This is a genomic window from Paraburkholderia sp. A3BS-1L, assembly GCF_051125215.1.
Lineage (GTDB): Bacteria > Pseudomonadota > Gammaproteobacteria > Burkholderiales > Burkholderiaceae > Paraburkholderia.
In genome coordinates, this window is sequence record NZ_CP120442.1 from 3,305,291 (window position 1) to 3,315,905 (window position 10,615).

The 10,615-nt window shown below is 61.5% G+C and carries 13 protein-coding genes; 5 read left to right on the forward strand and 8 right to left on the reverse strand.

Features of this window, described 5'->3' with window-relative positions:
• Positions 1-75: 75 nt before the first annotated feature.
• The 3 genes from P5W99_RS15135 to P5W99_RS15145 all read left to right on the forward strand — a co-directional run bounded on the left by P5W99_RS15135 (position 76) and on the right by P5W99_RS15145 (position 1,616).
• The gene (locus tag P5W99_RS15135) at positions 76-702 is read left to right on the forward strand and encodes a LysE family translocator (protein WP_421025124.1); all 627 of its coding nucleotides are present in this window, start codon (positions 76-78) and stop codon (positions 700-702) included.
• 108 nt (positions 703-810) lie between these two features.
• The gene (locus tag P5W99_RS15140; protein ID WP_027815941.1) at positions 811-972 is read left to right on the forward strand and encodes a hypothetical protein; all 162 of its coding nucleotides are present in this window, start codon (positions 811-813) and stop codon (positions 970-972) included.
• Between the two features lie 278 nt (positions 973-1,250).
• Positions 1,251-1,616, forward strand: coding sequence for an ecotin precursor (locus P5W99_RS15145; protein WP_421025125.1), 366 nt, complete (start codon positions 1,251-1,253; stop codon positions 1,614-1,616).
• Positions 1,617-1,677: 61 nt separating this feature from the next.
• On the opposite strand, the gene P5W99_RS15150 is transcribed toward P5W99_RS15145, so the two are convergent.
• Together P5W99_RS15150 and P5W99_RS15155 are read right to left on the reverse strand one after the other, a co-directional pair.
• Positions 1,678-2,706: a S1C family serine protease gene (locus P5W99_RS15150; RefSeq protein ID WP_421025126.1), complete on the reverse strand. Its 1,029-nt coding sequence runs from the start codon at positions 2,704-2,706 to the stop codon at positions 1,678-1,680.
• Between the two features lie 656 nt (positions 2,707-3,362).
• Positions 3,363-3,563, reverse strand: a complete 201-nt coding sequence (locus P5W99_RS15155) for a hypothetical protein (protein ID WP_421025127.1) — start codon at positions 3,561-3,563, stop codon at positions 3,363-3,365.
• Positions 3,564-3,860: 297 nt separating this feature from the next.
• Between P5W99_RS15155 and P5W99_RS15160 the strand changes: the two genes are divergently transcribed.
• Positions 3,861-4,553, forward strand: a complete 693-nt coding sequence (locus P5W99_RS15160) for a phosphatase PAP2 family protein (RefSeq protein WP_421025128.1) — start codon at positions 3,861-3,863, stop codon at positions 4,551-4,553.
• Between the two features lie 36 nt (positions 4,554-4,589).
• Here the strand turns inward: P5W99_RS15160 and P5W99_RS15165 are convergent, their stop codons facing one another.
• Positions 4,590-4,985 (reverse strand): hypothetical protein, encoded by a 396-nt coding sequence (locus P5W99_RS15165; protein ID WP_421025129.1) that lies wholly within the window; start codon positions 4,983-4,985, stop codon positions 4,590-4,592.
• Between the two features lie 46 nt (positions 4,986-5,031).
• The gene (gene mnmE / locus P5W99_RS15170) at positions 5,032-6,432 is read right to left on the reverse strand and encodes a tRNA uridine-5-carboxymethylaminomethyl(34) synthesis GTPase MnmE (RefSeq protein ID WP_421025303.1); all 1,401 of its coding nucleotides are present in this window, start codon (positions 6,430-6,432) and stop codon (positions 5,032-5,034) included.
• 423 nt (positions 6,433-6,855) lie between these two features.
• Between mnmE and P5W99_RS15175 the strand changes: the two genes are divergently transcribed.
• Positions 6,856-7,278 carry a transcriptional regulator gene (locus tag P5W99_RS15175; RefSeq protein WP_421025130.1) on the forward strand — a complete coding sequence of 141 codons (423 nt, stop codon included), beginning with the start codon at positions 6,856-6,858 and terminating at the stop codon, positions 7,276-7,278.
• Between the two features lie 172 nt (positions 7,279-7,450).
• Here P5W99_RS15175 and yidC read toward each other — a convergent pair whose 3' ends face one another.
• The 4 genes from yidC to rpmH all read right to left on the reverse strand — a co-directional run bounded on the left by yidC (position 7,451) and on the right by rpmH (position 10,192).
• Positions 7,451-9,145, reverse strand: a complete 1,695-nt coding sequence (gene yidC, locus P5W99_RS15180) for a membrane protein insertase YidC (RefSeq protein ID WP_421025131.1) — start codon at positions 9,143-9,145, stop codon at positions 7,451-7,453.
• A 30-nt stretch (positions 9,146-9,175) separates the two neighbouring features.
• Positions 9,176-9,406: a membrane protein insertion efficiency factor YidD gene (gene yidD / locus P5W99_RS15185; protein WP_043287862.1), complete on the reverse strand. Its 231-nt coding sequence runs from the start codon at positions 9,404-9,406 to the stop codon at positions 9,176-9,178.
• 98 nt (positions 9,407-9,504) lie between these two features.
• Entirely contained in the window at positions 9,505-9,981 is a 477-nt protein-coding gene (gene rnpA / locus P5W99_RS15190; RefSeq protein ID WP_421025132.1) for a ribonuclease P protein component, read from the reverse strand.
• A 76-nt stretch (positions 9,982-10,057) separates the two neighbouring features.
• Complete coding sequence (rpmH, locus tag P5W99_RS15195) at positions 10,058-10,192, reverse strand: 50S ribosomal protein L34 (RefSeq protein WP_004198824.1); 135 nt, start codon at positions 10,190-10,192, stop codon at positions 10,058-10,060.
• Positions 10,193-10,615: the final 423 nt, after the last annotated feature.

The window sequence follows — 10,615 nt, forward strand, 5'->3', positions numbered from 1 at the left end:
TAAAGCGTGCCCTCACCTTCGCTTGCATCCCTGCGATCTTCGTGGATAAATCGGGCTTCCTCACTGGAGAAACCTATGCCCCTCGCCCATTGGTTGCCTTTCGCGATTGCGTCGGCCATTCTCGTCGCCATTCCCGGACCCACGGTCTTGCTGGTCGTTTCGTATGCGCTTGGCCATGGGCGCCGCTATGCGCTGGCGACGACCGCAGGCGTCGCGCTCGGCGACTTCACCGCGATGACGGCGTCCATGCTTGGCCTCGGCGTGATCCTCGCCGCCTCCGCAGCGCTTTTTTCGATGCTCAAGTGGGTCGGAGCCGCCTATCTGATCTATCTGGGCATCAAGCTCTGGCGCGCACCGATTGCCACCGCCGACGCGCCCGACACCTCCGAAACCCGCGCGGGCCGAATCTTCGCGCATGCCTATGCCGTCACCGCCCTCAACCCGAAGAGCATCATTTTCTTTGTCGCGTTCGTGCCGCAATTCATTGATCCGCATACGGCTGCGATGCCGCAGATTGTCATATTCGAGGCCACGTTCCTTGCGCTCGCCACGCTCAACGCGTTCGGCTACGCGCTGCTCGCGGCTGCTGCGCGCAAGGCGGTGCGCAGTCCGCGCGTGCAGCGCCTCGTCAATCGTACTGGCGGCTCGTTGCTGATCGGCGCGGGGCTTTTCGCGGCTGTCTGGAAGAAGTCGGCGGCCTGAACGTGCGGCGGCCCACCTTCGCTCAGAGAATCGATAACCCCCTCTCGCGCAAGCTGTAGCTTTCCAGCTACAATGGAATTGCAACCGCTTGACAACCAGGAGGTTATCGTGATCGAACACGTAATACTGGGCGCGTTTCTGGTTATTCCCCTCGTCATTGTCGTTTTTCTGTTTTCGGACGAAATCCTCGAGGAGCATAGGCAGCGCGTGGAAGCGGGGGCTCCTCATATCGACTGGCGTCATCCGCTGCGCAGTATCCTGCACCACTGACCCCAGTGGCAGGACTACCGCCCGGGTCGAATCCCGGACAGATGGGGCGCGCGCCACGCGCGTGTCCTCGCTTGACCCCACTCATGGCAGACCCGGTGTACATCGCGACGAACCGTTCGCGGCGCGTGCCTGCGTCTGCTGCCAATCCTCCCAATCTGCACGCGTATCCGCGCCGTTCATTGCCGACGTAATGCGTCGTTACCACTTGCAGCACCTGTATCCGCGCGTCGCACCCACAATCGCACGCATGTTTTCGAACGGTTCTCGAGGAGAACGACATGCGAAAGATTGCAGCGGTACTACTGGTGACGGCAGGCTGCCTGGCAGCGGCTGGCCCGGCCAGCGCGCACGACCGCGGCGGTGACGTGGTAGGGGCGCTGATCGGCGGCGCGCTGATCGGCGCAGTGGTGGGCGCCGCGATGAACAGCGCGCCGGCAGTCGCGTATGAGCCGCCGCCGGTCTATGCCGAACCGGCCCCGGTCGCCGCGCCGGTCTATGCGCAGCCGGCTCCCGTCTATGCTGTCACGCCTGCGCCGAGCAGCTGCTACGATCAATACTCTGGCCGCTATGTGCCGTGTGCTCCGCCGCAGCCCGCACCGCCGGCACCCTACTATGGCGACTACGGACAATCTTCCGACTGGTAAGTGAGATGGTTCGTCATCCAAATTAATGCCGCTGCCGCGTTCTTCGGCAGCGGCCTTTCGCTTACACCAAAAGCGCTTGTTCGACGGGCGTGATTTGCAAATTCAATTTTTGCGTGAGCCGGATCACCGTGAATTCGGCCTCGCGCCCGATGCGCGAAGCGTCGAGTAAGCGCTGCAACGCGTCAATTCCGTCGACAGCCACGCCGTCGATCGCGACGATCGTATCGTCCACCCGCAGACCGCCGAGAGCCGCCGGACTCCCCTTGACGATTTCCATCACGCGCACGCCGCTAGTCGTTTGGAGTTCGAAATAACGCTGAACCTTGCGCGCGATCGGCGCCGTGGTGCCGGCAATGCCGACGTGTGCGCGCCGCACGCGCCCGTGAGCAAACAATTGTGTGATGACCCATTTCGCGGTGTCGATCGCGGTAGCAAAGCAGATGGCCTGCGCGCCGGGAATGATCGCGGTGTTCACGCCGATCACCTGGCCCGCAGAGTTCACGAGCGGCCCGCCGGAGTTGCCGGGATTGAGCGCGGCGTCAGTCTGAATCACGTCATAAATCATGCGTCCAGAGTTCGAGCGCAACGAGCGGCCGAGCGCGGAAACCACGCCGGTGGTGACGGTCTGCGCAAGCCCCAGCGGACTACCCACGGCAATCGCGATCTGCCCGACGCGCAGCTTCGCCGAGTCGCCAAGTTCGGTGTGCGGCAGAATCTCGGACGCGCCGATGCGCAACACGGCGAGGTCGGTGCTCGGGTCGTCGCCGACCAGATCGGCTTCGTAGGTCGCACCGTCGGCAAGCGTGACACGTAGCGTACTTGCGCGGTGCACGACGTGGCTGTTGGTGAGCAAATAGCCATCGGGCGTGAATAAAAAGCCCGAGCCGCTGCCGCCGCGCGCGGAATCGCTACCGGGTGTCCGGCGCTCGACGGCGATATGAGCGACGGATTGCTGGACGCGCTCGAGCGCGCCGATGACGGTTCGCGAATAGGCGTCAAGCAAGATGTCGTCGCTTGGGGCGACGGGGTGCGCGCTGTCAGGCGAAAGGTCGCGAGCGAGATCGTCGATGAAGGAGGGGCGGCTTCCCACGATCAGAATTCTCCGATGAAAGTGGGCGTACATGCAGGTAACAAGACGCAATTTCAAGATCCCGCCGATTTCCAACTTGGCGGGGAAAGCGCGCACCGAGGGTCGGAAGATCCGACGGGCATAAACGTTAACGATTGTCAGGTCGGCGGTGTAATCGTTGATGGCTTTTGGGCGACCCGCGACAATGATCTGGCGGCGACGTCCCCTCGCGCCGTGTAGTTGTAGTCAGTAGTGGCAAGCTCTTGGCCGCGGCCTGTGCCGCGGCATTTTTTTGTCTGCGAATTTATCTGTGGGATCGCCATCGCGCGCCCAAAAAGAAAAAAGCCCGCTCCCTGGCGGGCTAATCCATGCTCGGGTTACATGGCGAGGTTAATCGGCGATGCCAGGCGCAGCGAAGGCGGCTAGCAGGTTTGACTGGGCAGGCGAGGCGGGCGCACTCAGGCTACAGCGCTCATTGCCTGAAGGTGCTCCATTTTTGGCACTTGTTGCCACTCTAATGCGCCGGCGAAGTGTGAACAGCTATCACAATGGATAGGGCGCGGGGAGGCTTGCACGGCCAGTTCGCCGAACCTTGCCAGCCGGCGTGTCCAGCCCTCGCGACGGATCATCGGCAGGCTGGTGTCGGGACATAGCGTGGACCCGCGCCGGTGGCGTGCTTAGCGTCGCCAGCCATGGCCATAATAGCCGCCAAAGCCGACCCCAATATCGACCGACGGGGCTGCATAGTAACCGGGCGCATAGCCATATCCATAGGCGGGCGCCGGTGCGTAGGCATAAGGCGGGGCGACAACGCAGCCGGAGAGGCCCGCGAGCGCCATGGCCAGCGCGATTGCACAGCAGAGTCGGATTGTCTTCATCGTTTTCTCCCAATGCCCGTATTGTCGGTGGGCGCCTCGTTGGAAAACGAAACGAGTTGTGACAGGAGTTTACGAAGCCACACAACCCGCGCGGCGGGCGGCGAGGGCGGACGGTTTCTATGCACGCTGCGTGATTCCACGTTACTGCTTACACTTGCTTTCGATTCTTTACGCTTGCAAATTTTATGGGAACTTACGATGCGCTATTTCCTGGACGGCTTTTGGCGAAATAGCGTGTCTTTATTTTAGTGACAGACCGCATTCATATGATTAAACCTGCGGAATGGCCCACAATAAATGAATACTTTTGATTTAGTCATTCTGACTTTTCTCACACAAATCCATCTCCCGGCTATCGCCGATCACGCGATACGGGTAATTGCGGGGCTTTATACTTTCAAGGGCTTTTTGCTGATCCCATTGCTGTGGTGGATCTGGTTTCAGCCTGGTGAGCGCCGCGAATGGCGGCGCGAAATGGTGCTCGCGACAATAGCGAGTGGCTTGATCTCGCTTGCGGTCGGCCGTTCCATGGCGCATTTTCTGCCGTTCCGGGAACGACCGATCTTCAATCAGGATTTGCACCTGCACTTCGCCATGGAATCGTTGCGCGATAGCGGACTGACCGGCTTCAGTTCCTTTCCGAGCGACCACGCCATGCTATGGGCCGCAATCGCCATGGGGATTTTTCTGGTTTGGCGCATCGTGGGCGTGTTGGCGCTTTTATATACGGCGATCTTTATCTGCCTGCCGCGCGCGTATCTCGGCTTTCACTATCCGACTGACTTGCTGGCCGGCGCTGCGATCGGCATTGTGATTACCTGGGTCTTGACGCGCGACCCCGTGCGCGAGCGCACCGCAGCGCCGGTGCTGCGCTGGACGATGCGCTACCCGGGGCCGGCTTCAGTGCTCGCGTTCCTCGTGTGCTTCGAGCTGGTTACGCAGTTCAACGATCTGTTAATGCTTGCCCACTCGGTCGCGAAAGTGATATGAGCGGTGGGATGACGCGTTGGCGACCCCGCGCGGCGCTCATTCCTCGCACCGAACGTCCTGTTTGCGCACGACGATGATCACGGGGTAGGTCCCGCGCTCGAGTTCCACGCGCGTGACCACCGACATTGTCGTGTCGCCGCCGTCGTCATACACGCTCACTCGCTCGTTGCGCAGGCTGACCACGCCAACGCAGCCGGACGTGCGTCCTTCCTCGGAAACCTGGCACTGGATGGGATTGTCAGCCAGATAGCGATATTTGTTGTCGCTCGACTGGTATTCGCGAAAGCTTTGCGGTGATCCACCCACGCCGGTGACATATCCGATTGCGCACGATTCCTTCGGGACGTCACTGGTCGTAGATGTGCCTGCCGCTGCGAATGCGCTCGCGGCTGCAATGGCCACGGAAAAAAGCGATACGACAATGCGTTTCATTGAGCCGTGTTTCATTGGGTTGACCTTGGGCAGCGGGAGACGAGGGTTACTTTCCGATACAAAACCGGCTGAAAATCACCCCAAGCAGATCATCGGACGTGAACTCGCCAGTGATCGAATTGAGCGACTCTTGCGCGAGCCGCAGCTCTTCGGCAAAAAGATCGAGCGCCTGGGCGTTCTGATCCGCGTGCGCCGCGGCCTGCGCAAGATGTTCACGCGCCGTACGCAGCGCGATCAGATGGCGCTCGCGCGCGAGATAGACGCTTTGTGCATCGGCCTGCCAGCCCGCGATGCGCAGCAGTTCGGCGCGCAGAAGTGCAACGCCGTCACCTTGTTTTGCCGATAGGCGCACCTCGCACACGTCATTGCCATCGTTCGCCTCGCGCTGGGTCACCTCGGGCGCAACACCGGTCAGATCCGTCTTGTTGAGCACGCGCACGACGGGCACACCTGCGGGAAAGCGTCCGGCAATCGCATCGTCTTCGGCGGTCATGCCAACACGCGCGTCGAGCAGGTGCAGCACCACGTCTGCTCGACCGATCTCGCTCCAGGTGCGCTCGATGCCGATCTTCTCGACTTCGTCTTCGGTGTCGCGCAGGCCCGCCGTGTCGATCACGTGCAGCGGAATGCCTTCGATCTGGATCGTCTGCGAAATCTTGTCTCGTGTCGTGCCGGCAACCGGTGTGACGATCGCGAGTTCGGCGCCCGCTAGCGCGTTGAGCAGCGATGACTTGCCCACGTTGGGCTGCCCCGCGAGCACGACCGCGAGCCCTTCGCGCAGCAGCGCGCCCTGGCGCGCCTCCGAAAGCACACGATCGAGCTGCGCCCGAATCTTCGAAAGCTTGCCGCGCGCGTCGGCGGCCTCCAGGAAATCGATCTCTTCCTCGGGGAAATCGAGCGTCGCTTCCACGAGCATGCGCAGCGTGACGACGTCGTCCACGAGCGCGTGGATGTCGCGCGAGAACGCGCCATCGAGCGAGCGGCCCGCCGAGCGGGCGGCAGCCTCGGTGCTGGCTTCGATCAAATCGGCGACGGCCTCGGCCTGGGCGAGATCGAGCTTGTCATTGAGGAACGCGCGGCGCGTGAACTCACCGGGCTCGGCGAGGCGCAAGCCGAATGCGCGGCCCGCATCGATACAGCGCTGCAGGACGAGTTGCAGCACGATCGGGCCGCCGTGGCCCTGCAATTCGACCACATGCTCGCCCGTGTACGAATGCGGCGCCGGGAAGTAGAGCGCAATGCCGCGGTCGAGCACCGTGCCCGCGCCGTCGAGGAACGGCACATAACTCGCATGACGTGCACTCAAGGTCTGGCCGGTCAGCGCCTGCATCACCATTTCGGCGGCGGCGGCACCAGCCCGGCCGGCCGAGATGCGCACCACGCCGATCCCGCCGCGTCCGGGCGCGGTGGCAATGGCGACTATGGGATCGGTATCGGCGGCGAGCATGGCGGACTGGTTCAACGTGATTCGACGAGGTTAGGTACAGCCGGTTAAGTGCGGCTTGCGATGTGCGGGCGGTTGTGAAGGGCTGGCGAAGTGTCGCGGAAAGCGGCGTGCCGAAGTTGCGCAGCCGCGCCCGAAGAAGTGCGTGGATTGTAACGCGAGGCACGCATGCAACTCCCACGCCGGTTACACCAAGATCTAATCCGCTCTTATCTCAATTTAGATAAGATTTGTCTTGGGACAAAACTGATCATCTTGAGAGCAAGGGTCCTGACGACTAGCAAAAAGGCCGAGCGGAATGCGTATCTAACGATATCGCAACATTCTTGCGCTGCCTGCATCTTCGGGCGATATGTAGCCTTTTTGGGCTATGTATAGCTCAAATGGTTGCTAACTTCGGTGAAAGCTGGTTGCACAATTTGAAACATGCCGACCATCGAAGAAAAAGCCGCCTTTTCCGAACGTCTCAAGTTCGCCATGAAGCGCGCTCCGGAAAAGCTGCGTGGCAGCACCGACCTCGCCAACAAGTTCAACCTCCGCCATCACGGCGAGCAGCCTGTGTCTCCACAAACTGCTCACAAGTGGCTGAGCGGCCGCACCATTCCCACCAGTGACAAACTGGACACGCTTGCAAAATGGTTTGACGTGGATGTGCATTGGCTCCATTACGGACCGTCGCCGGGCAATGTCACGGGCGCCGTTCCCTTGCCGCGCAAACACGACGAGAAATATCCGCTTTCCGAAGAAACGCTCGAACTGGCTTCGAAGATCGAGGCGTTGAGCGTGCATCACCGCTACCTGGTTGAAGAACTGGTTTCGCAGTTTTACGGCACCGGCAAGAAGATCTAGCCATCAGTATCGCCTGATCGCGCTTTGGCGCGGCAAGCAGACAAAGCGCCGCATACGAGAGGCGCTTTCGTGGCGCTTGCAACAAAAAAGCCGCCCGGTTTGAGCCGGGCGGCTTCATTTTTTGCGCGCCACGTTGTGAGGCGAGGGCGGCGGTTCAGCGCCGCCCCTGTGCTCAGGCAGCGTCCTTCTTCGGAGCAGCCTTGCTTTTGCCCATCATGCGCGTGATGTAGTACTGCTGTGCGATCGACAGCACGTTGTTCACGACGTAGTAGAGCACGAGGCCGGCCGGGAAGAAGAAGAACATGACCGAGAACGCGATCGGCATGAACATCATCATCTTGGCCTGGACGGGATCCGGCGGCGTCGGGTTCAGCTTGGTCTGCACGAACATCGAAACGGCCATCAGGACCGGCAGGATGAAGAACGGATCCTGCTGCGAGAGGTCGTGAATCCAGAGAATCCACGGCGCGCCGCGCATTTCCACCGACGAGAGCAGCACCCAGTACAGCGAGATGAACACCGGAATCTGGATTACCACCGGCAGACAGCCGCCGAACGGATTCACCTTCTCGGTCTTGTAGAGCTCCATGAGCGCCGCGTTCATCTTCTGCGGGTCGCTCTTGAAGCGCTCGCGCAGCGCCTGCATGCGCGGCGTGATCTCCTTCATGCGCGCCATCGACTTGTAGCTCGCGGCGGAGAGCGGGAAGAACACGGCCTTAATGAGCAGGGTGAGCAGCACGATTGCCCAGCCCCAGTTGCCCACATAGCTGTGGATCTTCTCGAGCAGCCAGAACAGCGGCTTGGCGATGATCGTCACCCAGCCGTAGTCCTTCACGAGTTCGAGACCCGGCGCGATGCTTTCGAGCATGCGTTCTTCTTCCGGACCGGCGAAGAGGCGTGCCTGCACGTTGTCGGTCGCGCCCGGCGCGATCGTGCCGAGCGGCTGCTTCACGCCCACGCGGTAGAGGTTGGTGTCGAACTTCTCGACGTAGATGTCACGCTTGACGCCTTGCTGCGGAATCCACGCGGTCGCGAAGTAGTGCTGCACCATGCCGATCCAGCCGTTGTCGGCCTTGTTCACATAGTCGGCTTTGTTCTTGTCGATGTCGCTAAACGAGATCTTCTGGAAGTGATGCTCGTTCGAGTACACCGCCGGGCCGATGAAGGTATGCGAGAAGCGCGGCGTTTCCACCGGCTCGCTGTCGCGCACGAGCTCCATGTAGAGCGTGGGCGAGACCGGCGTGCCACCGACGTTCTGAACCTTCGTGTCCACGCCGATCACGTAGCTGCCCTTCGTGAACGTGTAGGTCTTGGTGACCTTCACGCCGCCCTTCTCGGGCGACTCGAGACTGATCTGGAACGAGTTGGCGTCGCCGCTCAGCTCGCGCGGGCCGTTGATGGCCGTGTACACGTCGTTGTGGTTCGGGAAGTCGCCACCCAGCAGGCCCGTACGTGCGAGGTACGTGTGATCCTTGGTGTGGTCGAACAGCGTCATGTACTGATCGGGGCTCTTGCCGTCGGCGCTTTCCTTCACGAGCGAAAGCTTCGTGAGCGTGCCGCCGCGCGTGTCGATCTCGCCGTCATAGACATCGGTGCGGAAGTGCACGAGCTGCGCGGCCGCTGCGGCAGGCTGGGCCGTGGTCGCAGGCGCCTGGCCTGCGCTCGTGGCCGGCAGGTCGGATGCGGCGCTACCGTTGCCCGCGTTGACCGGACTCGTCGGCGTCGCGCCGCTGGCTGCGTTCTGCTGGGTTTGCGTCGCGCTCGGGAAGAACATCGACTGGCGTCCATGGTCGCGCTGCCAGTTGTCGAACAGCATGACCGCTGACATGAAGAAGATGACCCATAGGACGGTGCGTTTGATATCCATGCGTTGTCTCAGTGTCGATGGAGTGGCGCGTCAGCGCTTTTTCGGGGGTGCAGGAGGGACCAGGTCGACGCCGCCCGCCGAAAACGGGTGGCAGCGGCATAGCCGCTTCGCGGCAAGGTAAGTCCCACGCGCGGCGCCATGATACTGGATTGCTTCGCGCGCGTAATCCGAACAGGAAGGGTAAAAGCGGCACCGGTTGCCGAGAAGTGGACTCACGGCAAGCTTGTAGAAGCGCAGTAAAGCGATCAGTACCGTTTGCATGGCGTGGCGGCCGGACGGCTCGGCATGGGAATACGAACCTCGGGCCGTGCCGTCGGGCGCGGTCCGCACAGCGGGACTACCGGTTTCGTGCGCCGTGTTCATGAGCCAGCGGGCCGATCGACCACTTGCGGCCCAGACTCATGCATGCGGCGCTTTCCGGCTTCACGAGCCGCCTTGTCGAGCAAAGCCTCGATTTCGGTACGGCACAACGCCTTTAGCGGCGGCGACGAGGCGCCCGGCATGGCCTTGCGATCGAATTTCGTGTGCAGACGCAGCAGCAGGTCGAAACCTTCGAACTGCGCGCGGCGCACGCGAAACGCCTCGCGGGCGATGCGGCGCACCAGGTTGCGCGTGACCGCGCGCGGCGCGTACTTCTTGCCGATCACGAGCCCAAGCCGCGCATCCTTGCCGGTGGGACGTCCGTACACGACGAAGTGCTCGGTGCGACGCCAGGGGCGCAAACGAAAAACGGATGAGAACTCATCCGTTTTCAGTAGCCTTGCGGCTTTCGGGAAAGCGGCCTGCGTTCGCAACAAGGTGGTGCGCGCGTCGTCCGCTTCTTCCGACAGTTTCACGTCAGGCCCGCTATCTTCGATGGTGGTCGATTCTGCTGATAGCGGTGCTATCGACAAAACTGGAAAGCGGCACGCCTTAGATGGCGAGGCGCTTGCGGCCCTTCGCACGGCGCGCGTTGATCACTTTGCGGCCACCGGCGGTCTTCATACGCACGCGGAAGCCATGGGTACGCTTGCGGCGGGTAACGGAAGGTTGGTAAGTACGTTTCATGTTGCTCTCACTTGTTGAGAATTGACCGCGGCGAGCATCGCGGAAAAAGCAATGGCCGGTGGTACAAGGGATTGGTTTTCGCGGAACCCGCTATTTAATCCCGATTTTCTTTGGTCGTCAATAGGTTAGAGGATCGCGACGTTCGAATTTCCACTGCCGCCGTTCTGTCGCCAATTGAGCAGGCCGCTGCACGATGCGTTGATCCGTCCCTGTGGATAACTTCCAGGGAAGGGGATTTCGGCGTTAGAATCTCGCCTATCCCAAGAATCCTGCATGCCGCTCTGGCCCGCCTGCTTGCCGCAAAACCCTTGCCGCGCGGGCGTCCGGAGCATTTGGTGTCGCCCCGTCAGGGCCTCGTTGCATTTGTGCGACACGAACGGCGGCGACCGCAATGCATGCAAACAAAACGACCACAGCAACTCG

Coding starts and splice junctions, on each gene's coding strand:
- P5W99_RS15135 (WP_421025124.1), top strand. CDS start 76: ATGCCCCTCGCCCATTGGTTGCCTTTCGCGATTGCGTCGGCCATTCTC.
- P5W99_RS15145 (WP_421025125.1), top strand. CDS start 1,251: ATGCGAAAGATTGCAGCGGTACTACTGGTGACGGCAGGCTGCCTGGCA.
- P5W99_RS15155 (WP_421025127.1), bottom strand. CDS start 3,563: ATGAAGACAATCCGACTCTGCTGTGCAATCGCGCTGGCCATGGCGCTC.
- P5W99_RS15160 (WP_421025128.1), top strand. CDS start 3,861: ATGAATACTTTTGATTTAGTCATTCTGACTTTTCTCACACAAATCCAT.
- P5W99_RS15165 (WP_421025129.1), bottom strand. CDS start 4,985: ATGAAACGCATTGTCGTATCGCTTTTTTCCGTGGCCATTGCAGCCGCG.
- mnmE (WP_421025303.1), bottom strand. CDS start 6,432: ATGCTCGCCGCCGATACCGATCCCATAGTCGCCATTGCCACCGCGCCC.
- P5W99_RS15175 (WP_421025130.1), top strand. CDS start 6,856: ATGCCGACCATCGAAGAAAAAGCCGCCTTTTCCGAACGTCTCAAGTTC.
- yidC (WP_421025131.1), bottom strand. CDS start 9,145: ATGGATATCAAACGCACCGTCCTATGGGTCATCTTCTTCATGTCAGCG.
- yidD (WP_043287862.1), bottom strand. CDS start 9,406: ATGCAAACGGTACTGATCGCTTTACTGCGCTTCTACAAGCTTGCCGTG.
- rpmH (WP_004198824.1), bottom strand. CDS start 10,192: ATGAAACGTACTTACCAACCTTCCGTTACCCGCCGCAAGCGTACCCAT.